At 68.8% G+C, this 16577-nt stretch carries 15 protein-coding genes; all 15 read left to right on the forward strand.

The window, feature by feature from the left end:
- The first annotated feature begins 189 nt into the window (after nucleotides 1–189).
- The 15 genes from ribD (at nucleotide 190) to nuoK (ending at nucleotide 16575) form a co-directional block, all read left to right on the forward strand.
- The gene (ribD, locus tag CCR97_RS14500) at nucleotides 190–1293 is read left to right on the forward strand and encodes a bifunctional diaminohydroxyphosphoribosylaminopyrimidine deaminase/5-amino-6-(5-phosphoribosylamino)uracil reductase RibD (RefSeq protein ID WP_244670467.1); all 1104 of its coding nucleotides are present in this window, start codon (nucleotides 190–192) and stop codon (nucleotides 1291–1293) included.
- Nucleotides 1294–1452: 159 nt separating this feature from the next.
- On the forward strand, nucleotides 1453–2727 hold the full coding sequence (locus tag CCR97_RS14505; RefSeq protein WP_111356928.1) for an amino acid ABC transporter substrate-binding protein: 1275 nt from the start codon (nucleotides 1453–1455) through the stop codon (nucleotides 2725–2727).
- 492 nt (nucleotides 2728–3219) lie between these two features.
- Nucleotides 3220–5931: a bifunctional acetate--CoA ligase family protein/GNAT family N-acetyltransferase gene (locus CCR97_RS14510; protein ID WP_201159594.1), complete on the forward strand. Its 2712-nt coding sequence runs from the start codon at nucleotides 3220–3222 to the stop codon at nucleotides 5929–5931.
- A 563-nt stretch (nucleotides 5932–6494) separates the two neighbouring features.
- A complete protein-coding gene (locus tag CCR97_RS14515; protein WP_111358329.1) occupies nucleotides 6495–6860 on the forward strand; it encodes an NADH-quinone oxidoreductase subunit A in 366 nt (121 codons plus the stop codon).
- The gene (locus CCR97_RS14520; protein ID WP_201159595.1) at nucleotides 6851–7441 is read left to right on the forward strand and encodes a NuoB/complex I 20 kDa subunit family protein; all 591 of its coding nucleotides are present in this window, start codon (nucleotides 6851–6853) and stop codon (nucleotides 7439–7441) included. Before CCR97_RS14515 ends, CCR97_RS14520 begins: the two co-directional genes overlap by 10 nt.
- 13 nt (nucleotides 7442–7454) lie before the next feature.
- Nucleotides 7455–8069, forward strand: coding sequence for an NADH-quinone oxidoreductase subunit C (locus tag CCR97_RS14525; RefSeq protein WP_111358327.1), 615 nt, complete (start codon nucleotides 7455–7457; stop codon nucleotides 8067–8069).
- A gap of 85 nt (nucleotides 8070–8154) precedes the next feature.
- A complete protein-coding gene (locus tag CCR97_RS14530) occupies nucleotides 8155–9345 on the forward strand; it encodes an NADH-quinone oxidoreductase subunit D (RefSeq protein ID WP_111358326.1) in 1191 nt (396 codons plus the stop codon).
- Complete coding sequence (gene nuoE, locus CCR97_RS14535; RefSeq protein WP_111358325.1) at nucleotides 9345–10100, forward strand: NADH-quinone oxidoreductase subunit NuoE; 756 nt, start codon at nucleotides 9345–9347, stop codon at nucleotides 10098–10100. Before CCR97_RS14530 ends, nuoE begins: the two co-directional genes overlap by 1 nt.
- Complete coding sequence (gene nuoF, locus CCR97_RS14540; RefSeq protein ID WP_111358324.1) at nucleotides 10100–11422, forward strand: NADH-quinone oxidoreductase subunit NuoF; 1323 nt, start codon at nucleotides 10100–10102, stop codon at nucleotides 11420–11422. The genes nuoE and nuoF overlap by 1 nt, the downstream gene beginning before the upstream one ends.
- A gap of 13 nt (nucleotides 11423–11435) precedes the next feature.
- Nucleotides 11436–11639 (forward strand): hypothetical protein, encoded by a 204-nt coding sequence (locus CCR97_RS14545; RefSeq protein ID WP_111358323.1) that lies wholly within the window; start codon nucleotides 11436–11438, stop codon nucleotides 11637–11639.
- A 109-nt stretch (nucleotides 11640–11748) separates the two neighbouring features.
- Nucleotides 11749–13842, forward strand: coding sequence for an NADH-quinone oxidoreductase subunit NuoG (nuoG, locus tag CCR97_RS14550; protein WP_111358330.1), 2094 nt, complete (start codon nucleotides 11749–11751; stop codon nucleotides 13840–13842).
- Nucleotides 13843–13848: 6 nt separating this feature from the next.
- Complete coding sequence (gene nuoH / locus CCR97_RS14555; protein WP_111358322.1) at nucleotides 13849–14874, forward strand: NADH-quinone oxidoreductase subunit NuoH; 1026 nt, start codon at nucleotides 13849–13851, stop codon at nucleotides 14872–14874.
- 10 nt (nucleotides 14875–14884) lie between these two features.
- Nucleotides 14885–15373 carry an NADH-quinone oxidoreductase subunit NuoI gene (nuoI, locus tag CCR97_RS14560; protein WP_111358321.1) on the forward strand — a complete coding sequence of 163 codons (489 nt, stop codon included), beginning with the start codon at nucleotides 14885–14887 and terminating at the stop codon, nucleotides 15371–15373.
- Between the two features lie 274 nt (nucleotides 15374–15647).
- Nucleotides 15648–16253, forward strand: coding sequence for an NADH-quinone oxidoreductase subunit J (locus CCR97_RS14565; protein WP_111359286.1), 606 nt, complete (start codon nucleotides 15648–15650; stop codon nucleotides 16251–16253).
- 13 nt (nucleotides 16254–16266) lie between these two features.
- Nucleotides 16267–16575: an NADH-quinone oxidoreductase subunit NuoK gene (gene nuoK / locus CCR97_RS14570; protein WP_111359287.1), complete on the forward strand. Its 309-nt coding sequence runs from the start codon at nucleotides 16267–16269 to the stop codon at nucleotides 16573–16575.
- The last annotated feature ends 2 nt before the right edge of the window (nucleotides 16576–16577 follow it).

Consider the following 16577-nt stretch of genomic DNA (forward strand, 5'->3'; position numbering starts at 1 on the left):
CGGATTAGATACCCGGCCCGGGCGGGCGTCCATGGCGCCGGCTTCGGAGCGGAGATGCGGAATTCGCGCGACGCGCTTGCGACGCGACGGCCGGACCGGCATGGTCGCGGCCCTTCGTCCGAACCGTGCAGACCGATCGTGGCCGCGTCCCCCGAAAACTCCGCCGATCCCGCTCTCGACGCCCGCTTCATGGCGCTGGCGCTGGCGCTCGGCCGGCGTGGACTCGGCAACACCTGGCCGAATCCGGCGGTCGGCGCCGTCGTCGTGCGGTTCGACGGCGGCACGCCCCGCATCGTCGGCCGCGGCTGGACCCAGCCGGGCGGCCGCCCGCATGCCGAGACCGAGGCGCTGAAGCGCGCCGGCGATTTTTCCCGCGGCGCAACCCTCTATGTGACGCTCGAGCCGTGCTCGCATCACGGCAAGACGCCGCCCTGCGTCGACGCGATCCGGGCGGCCGGGATCGCCCGCGTGGTCTCGGCGATCGAGGATCCCGACACCCGGGTGGCGGGGCGCGGCCACACGATCCTGCGCGACGCCGGCATCGTCGTGGACATCGGGGTCGGCGCCGCCGAGGCGTTCGCGGCGCATGCCGGCCACATCCGCCGCGTGCTGGAGGGGCGACCGCACGTCACGCTGAAGATGGCGCTCTCGGCCGACGGCAAGGTGGCGCTCGCCGGACGGCGTCCGGTAGCCATCACGGGCGCGGCGGCGAATGCCCGCGTCCACCTGATGCGCGCCATGCACGACGCGATCCTGATCGGCATCGGCACGGCGCTGGCCGACGACCCGCTGCTCACCTGCCGGCTGCCGGGGCTTTTTCCGCGCTCGCCGGTGCGGGTGGTGATGGACGCGACGCTTCGCTTGCCGCCGACGTCCCGCCTGGTGGCGACGGCACGCGAGACGCCGCTGTGGATCGTGACGCGGCCCGACGCGCCGGCCGACGCGGTGGCGCGGCTGCGCGAGGCCGGCGCTCATCTGATCCATGTCGCGCCCGCCGAGACCGGCCCCGGGGTCGACCCGGCCGCGGCGCTGCGGGCGCTCGGCGGCCTCGGCATCACCCGGCTGCTGATCGAGGGCGGCCCGACCGTCGCGGCCGCGCTCTCACGCGTCGACCTGATCGACGCGGCGGTGCTGCTGCACGGGCCGCTGGTCATCGGCCCGGACGGCGTCGATCCGTTGGAGGGGCTTCCGCTGGCCGCGCTGACCGCCGGGCCGGCCCTCGCCTTGCAGGCGACCGAGATGCTCGGCCCCGACCGGCTCGACGCCTATACGCGTCGCGCCGCGTGCCTCTGATCCCGGCGCCCACCACCGCCGTTGCCCCGGCGCGCCCGGCGACCTATCGTCGACAGGCGACCAACGAACAGGACCGCTTCGCCGGCACCGTCGATCCCCGAGCCTCGTCTCGCGGACCAGAACGGGCCGGGACGGGAGCGGCCAAGGGAGAGAAACACAGTGACCGACTTCACGCGACGCGAGACGCTCGTCCGCGGCGGCACGGCGCTCGCCGGCACGCTCGCCGCCTTCTCGGTGCCGGGACCGGCAGCCGGGCAGGGCGCGCCGATAAAAATCGGGTTCAGCATGGCGCTGACCGGCGGGCTCGCCGGCGGCGGCCGCGCGGCGCTGCTCGCCTATCAGATCTGGGCCGAGGAGGTGAACCAGAAGGGGGGCCTGCTCGGCCGCAAGGTCGAGCTCGTCTATTACGACGACCAGTCCAATCCGGCGACCGTGCCGGGCATCTACACGAAGCTCCTCGACGTCGACAAGGTCGACCTGGTGATCTCCGGCTACGCCACGGTGCCGACCGCCGCCGCCATGCCGGTCGTGATCCAGCGCGGCAAGCTGTTCATGTCGCTGTTCGCGCTCGCCGCCAACGACCAGTTCCGCTACGACCGCTACTTCCAGATCCAGCCCAACGGGCCGGAGGCGAAGTTCGAGTTCTCGAAGGGCTATTTCGAGCTCGCCGGCAAGCTCGACCCGAAGCCGCGCACGGTCGCGCTGGTCGGCGCCGACGCCGAGTTCTCGATCCTGGCGCTCGAAGGTGCGCGCGAGAACGCCAAGAAGGCCGGCTTCCGCATCGTCTACGACCGCACCTATCCGCCCTCCACGGTCGACTTCACGCCGATCGTGCGGGCCATCAAGGCGGCCAATCCGGACCTCCTGTTCATCGCATCCTATCCGCCGGACTCGGCCGGCATGATCCGCACTGTCCACGAGGTCGGGCTCGGCGCCCGGATGGTCGGCGGCGGCATGATCGGCCTTCAGTTCGCGGCGCTGAAGCAGCAGCTCGGGCCGATGCTGGAGAACATCGTCGCCTACGATCTCTACGTCCCCGAGCCGACCATGAACTTCCCCGGCATCGAGCAGTTTTTGGTGAAGTATCGCGAGCGCGCCGCGCCGGCCGGCGTCGATCCGCTCGGCCTCTACATCCCGCCCTTCGCCTATTCGGAGATGCAGATCCTCGGCGCCGCCGTGCAGGCGGTCGGCTCGCTCGACGACAAGGCGCTGGCCGATCACATCCGCAAGACCAAATTCACGACGATCGTCGGCGATATCGCGTTCGGCGACCGCGGCGAATGGGCAGAGCCGCGCATCCTGCTGATCCAGTACCGCGGCATCGAGGGCAACGATCTCGAGCAGTTCAAGAAGCAGGGCAAGCAGGTGATCCTGCACCCGGCCAAGTACAAGTCGGGCGACCTCAAGGTGCCGTTCGAGCCGATCAAGCGGTAGCGACGGATATTGCGGGCGGGCTACCTGCGCCCGCCCTCAGTCGTTCCGGGGCGGCGCGTAGCGCCGAGCCCGGAACCCCCATACGCCCTGAATGTCGTGAGCCATTGAGACTGGGGTTATGGATTCCGGGCTCGCGGGCCGCGCCCGCGCCCCGGAATGACGGAATCCACCCCGCCGCGTCGCTGGGTCGCGCCTTCGGTAAACTGCGCATGCGGTGCCTGCGCGAGTCGGGCTACAGAGCCCCCGGGCTGGTCCCTATCTCCCGGCATAGTCGACGTTTTTTGTATTAGTTCGGGGGTCGCCCGGTCTCCCGCCCGGTCTTTTCCATCCGCCGTCTGCGCCGTTCGTCGTCTTTTCGTTTGTCCGCCGCCTTCGTAGTTTGCGTTGCAGCAATGCTGCGTATTCGCAAGCGGCGAGAATTGCCGCATCAGGCCGACCATTCTGCCGGGGATCTGTCCGCAGCGGGCCCTCGGCGCCAGACGAGGCGAATCCATGAGCACCTACCGACTGCAGTCGCTCTTCGCCCCGAAGTCGCTGGCGCTCGCCGGAGCGAGTCCGCGCGATCTCTCCCTCGGGCGTATCGTTCTTCGAAACATTCGCGAGGCCGGCTTCAAGGGCAAGCTGCAGCTCGTCAATCCGCACCACGCCGAGATCGACGGCGTGCCGGCGGTGGCGAGCCTCGACCAGCTCGAGGGGACGCCGGACGTGCTCGTCATCACGGCGCCGCCGGCCGAGGTGCCGGGCCTGGTGGCGAAGGCCGGCGCCCTGAAGATACCGACCGCCGTGATCATCACCTCGGGGCTCGGTCACGGGCCCGGCTCGCTCGCCGAGGCGACGGCCCAGGCGGCGCGGCCGCATGGCCTGCGGGTGCTCGGGCCGAACTGCCTCGGCGTCCTGGTGCCGAGCCTCGCGCTCAACGCCAGCTTCGCCACCCGCATGCCGAAGGTCGGCGACCTCGCGCTGATCTCGCAGTCGGGCGCCATCGCGTCGAGCCTCGTCGAGTGGGCGGCGAGCCGCTCGATCGGGTTCTCGGCCGTCGCCTCGATGGGCGACGCCGTCGACGTCGACTTCGGCGACCTGCTCGACTACTTCGCCCTCGACCGGAAGACGCGTGCGATCCTGATGTATGTCGAGTCGATCACCGACGTGCGCAAGTTCATGTCCGCGGCCCGCGGCGCGGCCCGCGTGAAGCCCGTGATCGTGGTCAAGTCCGGCCGGCACACCGAGGCGGCGCGCGCCGCCGCGACCCACACGGGCGCACTCGCCGGCGCCGACGCCGTCTACGACGCGGCGTTCCGGCGCGCCGGCCTGCTGCGCGTGCTCGACCTCGACGAGCTGTTCGCCGCCGCCGAGACGCTCGGCCATCTCAGCCCGTTCGAGGGCAAGCGCCTCGCCATCATGACGAATGGCGGCGGCATCGGGGTCCTGGCGGTCGACCGGCTGATCGACTTCGGCGGCACGCTCGCGACTCTCTCGGAGAAGCGCGTCGCCGAGCTCGACGCCGTGCTGCCGAAGTCCTGGTCGCGCTCCAACCCCGTCGACCTGATCGGCGACGCCGACGCCAAGCGCTACCGCGCCGTGCTGGCGCAGTTGATCTCGGACCGCGACAACGACGCCGTGCTGGTGATGAACTGCCCGACCGCACTCGCCTCGCCGGCCGAGTCGGCCGCCGCCGTCGTCGAGGTGATCCAGCGCGAGCGCGCGCGGAGCATGATGCGCAAGCCCGTGCTGTGCGTCTGGGTCGGCGACCGCGGCGAGGCGACCCGCATCTTCGACCAGGCCGGCATTCCGCATTACGACAGCGAGACCGAGGCGATCCGCGGGTTCATGCATCTGGTCCGCTATCGCGAGGCCAACGACTCGCTGATGGAGACGCCGCCGAGCGTGCCGACCCAGTTCGTCTCCGACACCGAGACCGCACGCGGCGTGATCACCAAGGCGCTCGCCGCCGGCAAGACCTGGCTCGACCCGATCGAGATCGAGGCGCTGCTCGGCGCCTACGGCATCCCGGTCGCACCGAGCCATCTCGCCCGCAACGGCTTCGAGGCGGCGCGCGCGGCGCGGCCGTATCTGGCCAAGGGCCAGGCCGTGGTGCTGAAGATCCTGTCGCCCGACATCGTCCACAAGTCGGAGATCGACGGCGTCCGCCTCAACATCCTGAGCGAGGAGGCGGTCCGCCGCGAGACCGAGGACATCCTGGCCCGCGCCCGCGCGGCGATGCCGACGGCGCGGCTGATCGGCGTGACGGTCCATCCCATGGTGGTCAAGCCGAAGGCACGCGAGCTGATCGTCGGCGCCGCCGAGGACCCGATCTTCGGCCCCGTGGTGGTGTTCGGCCGCGGCGGCATGGCGGTCGAGGTGCTCAACGACAAGGCACTGGCGCTGCCGCCGCTCGACATGAAGCTCGCCCGCGACCTCGTCGACCGCACCGGCGCCGGCCCGCTGCTCGGCGCCTATCGCAACGTGCCGCCGGCCGACCGCCAGGCGATCGAGCTGGTGCTGGTGAAGATCTCGCAGCTCCTCGCCGACATGCCGGAGATCCGCGAGATCGACCTCAATCCCGTCCTGGCCGACGAGAGCGGCGTGATCGCGGTGGACGGCCGCATCACCATCGCGCCCGTCGCGGCCGGCGCCCGCAGCCGCTTCGCCGTGCGGCCCTATCCCAAGGAGCTCGAGATGCACGTGCCGGGCTGGGACGACCACCCGGTGCTGCTGCGCCCGGTGCGCCCGGAGGACGAGCACCTCTACCTCGACTTCTTCAAGCACGTCAGCGAGCACGACCTGCGGCTGCGCTTCTTCGCACCCGTGAAGGAGTTCAGTCATACCTTCATCGCCCGTATGACGCAGATCGACTACGCCCGCGCCATGGCGTTCGTCGCCATCGAGGAGCGCACCGGCGAGATGCTGGGCGGCGTGCGTATCCACTCGGACGCGAACTACGAGAAGGGCGAGTATGCCGTGCTGGTGCGCTCCGACCTCAAGGGCAGGGGCCTCGGCTGGGTGCTGATGCAGCGGATGATCGACTACGCCCGGGCCGAGGGACTTTCCGAGGTCGAGGGCCAGGTCCTGCGCGACAACACCACGATGCTGCGCATGTGCACGGAGCTCGGCTTCCGCATCGAGCACGACCCGGAGGATCCGGGCCTGTGCAAGGTGGTGCTCGACCTCAGCGCCGAGGGGCCGGTCGCGAGCGCCGCGGAGTGAGGCGGACGGGCCCGCCGCCGCGCTGTCTCGCGCGCACGGGCGCTCCGCTCACCGGGCTGGGCGCACGGCCGGCCCCGGGCGCTCCCGTCGGCGCCGAAGGCGCCGGCCACAGGGCGGAATGCTGATTCGCTACATCTTGCCTTGCGGCACGGAGTCATCCTCCGCATGATACCGGGAACGGCACCGAACGCGGCGCGTCGCCGGCGCCCCCAGAACAACCAGCGGAGGTGTCGTGCTCGGGTGGAAATGCTTTGGGATGTGCCTATTTAGGGAGCCTGCACAGTGCGGCCCCGGCCGCTTCGGCCATGGCGCGCGGATGCTCTGGCGATGCAGAGCCGCTGCCCCTTCTTCCGGCATCCGCGCCGCTTGCGGGCTGTGGGGCACTGCGGTAAGCGTCTCGCGTCGCCGCCCTGGAAACGCTCCAATCGATCGCCCTGGGATGCCGCGGCACGGGCGCAGCGGGGTAGCCCGGACCGGAACCGTCCGGGACCGAGAAGCACGAGAACGGCCGCCGGCAGGGACCTCCCTCCCGTCGGAATGTCGATCGCGATCAGGGGTCTCGAATGAACGGCTTGCTGCTCGACTATCTGCCGATCGTGGTGTTCGTCGCCATCGCCCTCGTGATCGTGCTCGGCCTGATGGTCGCGCCGTTCCTCATCGCCTACAAGAATCCCGACGCGGAAAAGCTCTCGGCCTATGAATGCGGGTTCAACGCATTCGACGACGCCCGCATGAAGTTCGACGTCCGATTCTATCTCATCTCCATCCTGTTCATCATTTTCGACCTCGAGGTTGCGTTCCTGTTTCCCTGGGCGGCGGCGTTCGGCGAGATCGGCTTGTTCGGTTTCTGGTCGATGATGGTCTTCCTCGGCGTCCTGACCATCGGCTTCGTCTACGAATGGAAGAAGGGAGCCCTCGAATGGGATTGACCGACCGGACCCAATCCGACCGGACTCTGGTGGCTCCCGCCCCGACCGGCGTCCTCGACCCGCGCACCGGCAAGCCGGTCGGGGCCGACGACCCCTTCTTCGTCGGCCTGAACGACGAGCTGGCCGATAAGGGCTTCATCGTCACGGCGACCGACGAGATCATCAACTGGGCGCGCACCGGCTCGTTGATGTGGATGCAGTTCGGGCTGGCCTGCTGCGCCATCGAGATGATCCACGCGGCGATGCCACGCTACGACCTCGAGCGCTTCGGCTTCGCGCCGCGCGCCTCGCCGCGCCAGTCCGACGTGATGATCGTCGCCGGCACGCTGACCAACAAGATGGCGCCGGCGATGCGCAAGGTCTACGACCAGATGCCGGAGCCGCGCTACGTCATCTCCATGGGCTCGTGCGCCAACGGCGGCGGATACTACTATTACTCCTACTCGGTGGTGCGCGGTTGCGACCGCATCGTCCCGGTCGACGTCTACGTCCCGGGCTGCCCGCCGAGCGCGGAGGCGCTGCTCTACGGCGTTCTGCTGCTCCAGAAGAAGATCCGCCGTACCGGTACCATCGAACGATAGGCGCGAGGATCGCATGGACGACAAGGTCGTCGTGGACAGGCTCGACGAGCTCGGACAGGCCGTCCTGCGCGCGCTGCCGGGCGCCGTGACGGGGTACAGCGTGGCCGTCGGCGAGCTGACGATCACGGCCGTGGCGGCCGAGATCGTCGCGGTCACCAAGCGGCTGCGCGACGATCCCGACTTCGCCTTCGTCGGCTTCGTCGACGTGACGGCGGTGGACTGGCCGCAGCGGTCGAAGCGCTTCGACGTGGTCTACCACCTGCTGTCGCCCACCAAGAACTGGCGCATCAGGATCAAGACGCAGACCGACGAGACGACGCCGGTGCCGTCGATCATCTCGGTCTATCCGGGCGCCGACTGGTTCGAGCGCGAGGTGTTCGATCTCTACGGCGTGGTGTTCACCGGCCATCCGGACCTGCGCCGCATCCTCACCGACTACGGCTTCGAGGGGCACCCGCTGCGCAAGGACTTCCCGCTCACCGGGTTCCTCGAGGTGCGCTGGGACGACGAGCAGAAGCGCGTCGTCTACGAGAAGGTGCAGCTCGGTCAGGAGTTCCGCAACTTCGACTTCCTCTCGCCCTGGGAGGGAACCGACTACGTGCTGCCGGGCGACGAGAAGGCGAAGTGAGCGCCCACATGAGCACGCGCCGCCGTTCGCTACTCGCCATTCGCCACTCGCTACCCGCTACTCGCGTCTCACAGGCGACCTGAGCATGGCCGAAACGTCCGTCCGCAGCTTCACGATCAACTTCGGGCCGCAGCATCCGTCGGCGCACGGCGTGCTGCGGCTGCTGCTCGACCTCGACGGCGAGGTGGTGGAGCGGGCCGACCCGCATGTCGGGCTCCTCCATCGCGGCACCGAGAAGCTGATCGAGTACAAGACCTACATGCAGGCGATCCCGTATTTCGATCGCCTCGACTACTCCTCGCCGATGTCGCAGGAGCACGTCTTCTGCATGGCGATCGAGAGGATGCTCGGCATCACGGTGCCGCGTCGCGGCCAGCTCCTGCGCGTCCTGTTCCTCGAGCTGACCCGCATCAAGAACCACATCCTCAACATCACGACCGGCGCGCTCGACATCGGCGCGCTGACCCCGCCGCTGTGGGGCTTCGAGTTCCGCGAGCAGATCATGGGCTTCTACGAGCGCGCCTCGGGAGCCCGCATGCACGCCAACTACTTCCGCCCGGGCGGCGTGCATCAGGACGTGCCGCAGGCGCTGCTCGACGACATCGAGGCGTTCTGCGACCCCTGCCTCGGCATGATCGCGGATCTCGACGCGCTCCTCACCGAGAACCGCATCTTCAAGCAGCGCATGGTCGACATCGGGATCATGACGCTCGACGAGTGCTGGGGCTGGGGCTATTCGGGCCCGCTCGTGCGCGCCGCGGGCGGCGCCTGGGACCTGCGCCGCGCCCAGCCCTACGAGTGCTACGACGAGATGGAGTTCGACATCCCGGTCGGCAAGCACGGCGACTGCTACGACCGTTATCTTGTGCGCATGGAGGAGATGCGGCAGTCGATCCGCATCATGAAGCAGTGCCTCGCCAAGCTGAAGCAACCGGACGGGCAGGGGCCCGTGCTCGCCACCGACAACAAGGTGACGCCGCCGCGCCGGGGCGAGATGAAGCGCTCGATGGAGTCGCTCATCCACCACTTCAAGCTCTATACCGAGGGCTTCCACGTGCCGGCCGGCGAGGTCTACGCCGCGGCCGAGACGCCGAAGGGCGAACTCGGCGTCTATCTGGTCGCCGACGGCACCAACAAGCCCTACAAGTGCAAGATCCGGGCGACCGGCTTCGCGCATCTGAGCTCGATCGATCACATCAGCAAGGGGCACATGCTGGCCGACATGACCGCCATCATCGGCTCGCTCGACCTGGTGTTCGGGGAGGTTGACCGCTAATGGCCGTCCGTCGTCTCGCTCCCGCCGAGAAGCAGCCGGAGGCGTTCGCCTTCACGGCCGAGAATCTCGAATGGGCCAAGGGCCAGATCGCCAAGTATCCGGAGGGACGCCAGGCCTCCGCCGTGATCCCGCTGTTGTGGCGGGCGCAGGAGCAGGCCGGCGGCTGGGTGCCGCAGAAGGCGATCGAGCACGTCGCGGTCCTGCTCGGCATGCCGGTGATCCGGGTGCTCGAGGTCGCGACGTTCTACACGATGTTCAACCTCGAGCCGGTCGGGAAGCACCACGTCCAGCTCTGCGGCACGACGCCGTGCGTGCTGCGCGGCGCCGACGCGCTGAAGAAGGTCTGCAAGGAGAAGATCGGCCACGAGCATCACGTGACGGCCGACGGCACCTTCTCCTGGGTCGAGGTCGAGTGCCTGGGCGCCTGCGTCAACGCGCCGATGGCCCAGATCAACTATGACTATTACGAGGATCTGACGCCCGAAAACTTCGCGAAGCTGCTCGACGATCTCGCGGCGGGCCGCGAGGTGAAGACCGGACCGCAGATCGACCGGCAGTTCTCGGCGCCGGTCGGCGGGCCGACCACGCTCACCGGCGACGCCGGGACGGGTGCGCCCGCCACCGAGAAGGAGCCGGCGCTCGCCGACAGCGACGCCAAGCGGCCCGGCGAGGCCGCGAACGTGCGTGAAGAGGCCGTTCCCAAGCCGCCGGTCGGGGTCGGTCCCCGCGGCGGCAGAACCACCAGGCGCGAATGATGCTGCACGATCGCGATCGCATCTTCACCAATCTGTACGGCCTCGACGACTGGGGCCTCGCGGGCGCGCGCCGGCGCGGCGCCTGGGACGGCACCAAGGCGCTGCTGGAGAAAGGCCGCGATGGCATCATCAACGAGATCAAGGCCTCGGGCCTGCGCGGCCGCGGCGGCGCCGGCTTCCCGACCGGCCTCAAGTGGTCGTTCATGCCGAAGACCTCGGCGGACGGACGGCCGAGCTATCTGGTCGTGAACGCCGACGAGTCCGAGCCCGGCACCTGCAAGGACCGCGAGATCCTGCGCCACGATCCGCATCTGCTGATCGAGGGCTGCCTGGTCGCCGGCTTCGCCATGGGCGCCTCGGTCGGCTGGATCTACGTGCGCGGCGAGTTCGTCCGCGAGCGCGAGCGCCTGCAGGCGGCGATCGACCAGGCCTACGAGGCCCGGCTGATCGGCAAGAACAACATCCACGGCTTCGACTTCGACCTCTACGTCCATCACGGCGCCGGCGCCTATATCTGCGGCGAGGAGACGGCGCTGCTGGAGAGCCTCGAGGGCAAGAAGGGCATGCCGCGGCTGAAGCCGCCGTTCCCTGCCAATGTCGGCCTCTACGGCTGCCCGACCACGGTCAACAACGTCGAGAGCATCGCGGTCGGCCCGACCATCCTGCGCCGCGGCTCCTCGTGGTTCTCCTCGATCGGCCGGCCCAACAACACCGGGACGAAGCTGTTCTGCATCTCCGGGCACGTGAACAAGCCGTGCAATGTCGAGGAGGAGATGGGCATCCCGCTGCGCGAGCTGATCGACCGGCATGCCGGCGGTGTGCGCGGCGGCTGGGACAATCTGCTCGCCGTGATTCCGGGCGGCTCGTCGGTGCGCTGCCTGCCGGCCGATCTCTGCAACGACCTGCCGATGGACTTCGACTCGCTGATGAAGCTGAAGTCGGGTCTCGGCACCGCCGCCGTGATCGTGATGGACAAGTCGACCGACATCGTCCGGGCGATCGCGCGCATCTCGTACTTCTATCGCCACGAGAGCTGCGGCCAGTGCACGCCGTGCCGCGAGGGCACCGGGTGGATGTGGCGCGTCGTCTCGCGCATGGCCGAGGGGCGGGCGCAGAAGCGCGAGATCGACATGCTGCTCGAGGTCTCGAAGCAGGTCGAGGGTCACACCATCTGCGCGCTGGGCGACGCGGCGGCGTGGCCGATCCAGGGCCTGATCACGCATTTCCGCCACGAGATCGAGAAGCGCATCGACGAGTACGCGGGTCGCCCCGACGACGAGGGCGTGCGCGATCCCAATACGGTCGCCGAGGCGGCGGAGTAGGGCGGACCGAACGATGGCCGAGCAGATCGACAGCATCTTGTTGGAGTTCATGCGGCGGTTCGATCGCAAGCTCAACGATCTGACGGACGATGTGCGCGAGCTGAAAGTGCGGATGACCGGAGTCGTGGAAGGGTTGGCCGGCGTCAACCGCCGGATCGACCGGCTCGAGGATCGACTGACCAGGATCGAGCGGCGGCTCGAGCTGTCGGACGCCTAGAACGAAGATTGACGTCATGGCCGGGCGCGTCCCGGCCATCCGGGCCTTCGGGCGCTCGGATGCCCGGCGCGAAGCCGAACGTGACGACGGAGAGGACAAGGGAAGCGCGATGACCAAGATCGTCGTCGACGGCATCGAAGTGGACGTCCCGGCCGAGTACACGCTCCTGCAGGCGTGCGAGGCGGCGGGCGCCGAGATTCCGCGCTTCTGCTTCCACGAGCGCCTGTCGATCGCCGGCAATTGCCGCATGTGCCTGGTCGAGGTGAAGGGCGGCCCGCCCAAGCCGGTCGCCTCCTGCGCCATGAACGTGCGCGACCTGCGCCCCGGTCCGAACGGCGAGCCGCCCGTGATGCTCACCAAGTCGCCGATGGTGAAGAAGGCGCGCGAAGGCGTGATGGAATTCCTGCTGATCAACCATCCGCTCGACTGCCCGATCTGCGATCAGGGCGGCGAGTGCGATCTGCAGGACCAGGCGATGGCCTACGGCGTCGACTCCTCGCGTTTCCAGGAGAACAAGCGCGCCGTCGAGGACAAGTATCTCGGCGCCCTCGTCAAGACCTCGATGAATCGCTGCATCCAGTGCACCCGCTGCGTGCGCTTCGTCACCGAGGTCGCCGGCGTGCCGGAGCTCGGCGCCATCGGGCGCGGCGAGGACATGGAGATCACCAGCTATCTCGAGCACGCGCTGACCTCCGAGCTGCAGGGCAACGTCGTCGATCTCTGCCCGGTCGGCGCGCTCACCTCGAAGCCCTACGCCTTCACGGCGCGCCCCTGGGAGCTCTCGAAGACCCAGTCGGTCGACGTGATGGACGCGGTCGGCTCGGCGATCCGGGTGGACAGCCGCGGTCGCGAGGTGCTGCGCATCCTGCCTCGTCTCAACGAGGACGTGAACGAGGAGTGGATCTCCGACAAGACCCGCCACGTCGTCGACGGGCTGCGGGTCCAGCGCCTCGATCGTCCCTATGTGCGCGAGAACGGCAAGCTGCGGCCGGCGTCGTGGGGCGAGGCGTTCAAGGCGATCGCCGCGAAGATCGACACCACCGGGCCGGGCCGCATCGGCGCCATCGCGGGTGATCTCGCCAGCGTCGAGGAGATGTTCGCGCTCAAGGAGCTGCTGTCCGGCCTCGGCTCCAAGAGCATCGACTGCCGCCAGGATGGCGCGGCGCTCGATCCGGCGCTCGGCCGCGGCACCTATCTGTTCAACCCGACCATCGCCGGGATCGAGCAGGCCGACGCACTGGTGATCGTCGGCGCCGATCCGCGTCGCGAGGCGGCGATCCTCAACGCCCGCATCCGCAAGCGCTGGCGCATGGGGCCGTTCGCGGTCGGCGTGATCGGCCCGCGGGTCGATCTCACCTATCCGTACCACTATCTCGGCGCCGGTCCGGAGACGCTCGCCGACCTCGCCGCCGGCAAGGGCGACTTCGCCCCTATCCTCTCGGCCGCCGAGCGGCCGCTGGTGCTGCTCGGGGCCGGCGCGACGGCGCGGCCCGACGGCGCCGCGATCGCGGCGCTCGCCGCCAAGGCGGCCGTGGCGGCCGGTGCCGTGACGGACACCTGGAACGGCTTCGGCGTGCTGCACACGGCGGCCTCGCGGGTCGGCGGTCTCGACGTCGGCTTCGTGCCGGGGCAGGGCGGCCTCGACGCGACCAAGATGGCCGCCTTCGGCACGCTCGACGTGCTGGTCCTGCTCGGCGCTGACGAGATCGAGGTCGCCCCCGAGACCTTCGTCGTCTACATCGGCACCCACGGCGACCGCGGCGCCCACCGCGCCGACGTGATCCTGCCGGGTGCCGCCTACACCGAGAAGTCCGGCCTCTGGGTCAACACCGAGGGGCGGCCGCAGATGGGTCTGCGCGCTGCGTTCCCGCCGGGCGACGCCCGCGAGGACTGGGCGATTCTTCGCGCGCTCTCCGACGTGCTGGGTCGCAAGCTGCCGTGGGACTCGCTGGCCCAGCTCCGCGCCGCGCTGTTCAAGACCCACCCGCACCTGCAGCGGCTCGACCGCATCACGCCGGCGAGCGGCGACGACGTGCAGCGGCTCGCCTCGCGGGCCGGCACGGCCGGGCAGATCGACCCGGCGCCCTTCGGCGAGACGATCACGGACTTCTACCTGACCAACCCGATCGCCCGCGCGTCCGCCGTCATGGCCGAGTGCTCCGCACTCGCGCAAGGCGGCGCCGCGCTGCGCGCCGCGGAGTAGCCCCCGATGGCCGAGCTTTGGACCAACACCCTCTGGCCGCTCCTGCTCATCGTGATCCACAGCGTCGCCGTGCTGCTGATCCTAATGACGGCGATCGCCTACATCCTGTACGCCGACCGGAAAATCTGGGCGGCCGTGCAGATCCGGCGCGGCCCCAACGTGGTCGGCCCGTGGGGACTGCTGCAGTCCTTCGCCGACATGCTGAAGTTCGCCATCAAGGAGCCGATCATCCCGGACGGGGCCAACAAGGGCCTGTTCCTTCTGGCGCCGATCGTCACCTGCGTGCTGGCGTTGTCGGCCTGGGCCGTGATCCCGGTGGCCGACGGATGGGCCGTCGCCGACATCAATGTCGGCATCCTCTACATCTTCGCGATCTCGTCGCTCGGCGTGTACGGCATCATCATGGCCGGCTGGGCGTCGAACTCGAAATACGCCTTCCTGTCGTCGCTGCGCTCCGCCGCCCAGATGGTGTCCTACGAGGTCTCGATCGGCTTCGTGATCATCACGGTGCTGCTCTGCGTCGGCTCGCTGAACCTCGGTGACATCGTCAAGGCGCAGGACACCCAGTACGGCCTGCTCGGCTGGTACTGGCTGCCGCTGTTCCCGATGTTCATCATCTTCTTCGTCTCGGCGCTGGCCGAGACGAACCGGCCGCCCTTCGATCTGGTCGAAGCCGAGTCCGAGCTCGTCGCCGGCTTCATGGTCGAGTACGGCTCGACGCCCTACGTCCTGTTCATGCTGGGCGAGTACGTGGCGATCACCACCATGTGCGCCATGTGCGTCATCCTGTTCATGGGCGGCTGGCTCTCGCCGATCCCGTTCGCGCCGTTCACCTGGGTGCCCGGGGTGATCTGGTTCAGCCTCAAGGTGCTGTTCGTCTTCTTCATGTTCGCCTTGGTGAAGGCGTTCGTGCCGCGCTACCGCTACGATCAGCTCATGCGGCTGGGCTGGAAGGTGTTTCTGCCCATCTCGCTGGTGATGGTCGTCGTCGTCGCCGGGGTGCTGCAGTACACCGGGCTCGCGCCGAAGTGAGGGACCCCCGATGAGACTCGACCTCGCCGCCAAGCAGCTCTTCCTGTGGGAGTTCGTGCAGGCCATCGGCCTGTCGATGCGCTATTTCTTCAAGCCGAAGCCCACCATCAACTATCCGTTCGAGAAGAACCCGCTGTCGCCGCGCTTTCGCGGCGAGCACGCGCTGCGCCGCTATCCGAACGGCGAGGAGCGCTGCATCGCCTGCAAGCTGTGCGAGGCGATCTGCCCGGCCCAGGCCATCACCATCGAGGCGGGGCCGCGCCGCAACGACGGCACGCGGCGCACCACGCGCTACGATATCGACATGGTGAAGTGCATCTACTGCGGCTACTGCCAAGAGGCGTGCCCGGTGGACGCGATCGTCGAGGGTCCGAACTTCGAGTTCGCCACCGAGACGCGCGAGGAGCTCTACTACGACAAGGCCCGCCTGCTCGGGAACGGCGACCGCTGGGAGCGCGAGATCGCCCAGAACATCGCGCTCGACGCGCCGTACCGGTGAGCGGGATGATCGCGTCTTCCCACCCCACGAACGCCGCGCCCCGGACACCTCTCCCCGCGTGCGGGGAGAGGTCGGATGTCGCGCGATCCGCGCGACATCCGGGTGAGGGGGCGTCGCCGCGAATCTCGTCTATGCGAATCTCGTGGTCTCTGCTCTGCGGAGACGTCCCCTCATCCGTCTCGCCGCGCCGCGGCGAGACACCTTCTCCCCGCGCGCGGGGAGAAGGAAGTCTGGCGCCGCGCCTCGTTCCGTTCGCCCCGCCGAGGACGAAGTCATGATCCCCGCGCTGTTCTTCTATCTGTTCGCCGGCGTCTGCGTCGCCTCCGCCGTGATGGTGGTGGCCTCGCGCAACCCGGTGCACTCGGTGATGTTCCTGATCCTGGCCTTCGTCAACGCGGCCGGCCTGTTCGTGATGATGGGCGCCGAGTTCCTGGCCCTGATCCTGATCGTCGTCTATGTCGGCGCCGTCGCGGTGCTGTTCCTGTTCGTCGTGATGATGCTCGACGTCGACTTCGCCGAGCTCAGGCGCGGCTTCGACAACTATCTCCCGATCGGCGCCCTGATCGGCATCGTGCTCCTGGTCGAGCTCCTGCTGATCGCCGGCGCCTGGGCGATCGGGCCCGGCGTGCCGAAGACCGTCGCGCTGCCGATCCCGACCGGAGTGAGCAACGCCGAGGCGCTCGGCCTCGTGCTCTACACGCGCTACGTCTACTTCTTCCAGGCGGCGGGCCTCGTGCTGCTGGTCGCGATGATCGGGGCGATCGTGCTGACGCTGCGCCACAAGCCCGGCGTCAAGCGGCAGTCGATCCCGGACCAGCTGATGCGCCGGAAAGAGGCGATCATCGAGCTCCGGAACGTCCGGCCGGGGCAGGGGCTGTGAGGGGGACGCAAGGATGACCATCGGCCTCGGCCATTATCTCGCGGTCGCCGCGATCCTGTTCACGATCGGGATCTTCGGCATCTTCCTCAACCGGCGGAACGTCATCATCATCCTGATGTCGGTCGAGCTGATCCTGCTCGCCGTCAACATCAACATGGTGGCCTTCTCGACCCACATGGGTGACCTGGTCGGGCAGGTGTTCGCCCTGATCATTCTCACCGTGGCGGCCGCCGAGGCGGCCATCGGGCTCGCGATCCTGGTCGTCTTCTTCCGCAATCGAGGCTCGATCGCGGTCGAGGACATCAACCTCATGAAGGGCTGAGC

The sequence above is a fragment of the Rhodoplanes elegans genome (assembly GCF_016653355.1).
Lineage (GTDB): Bacteria > Pseudomonadota > Alphaproteobacteria > Rhizobiales > Xanthobacteraceae > Rhodoplanes > Rhodoplanes elegans.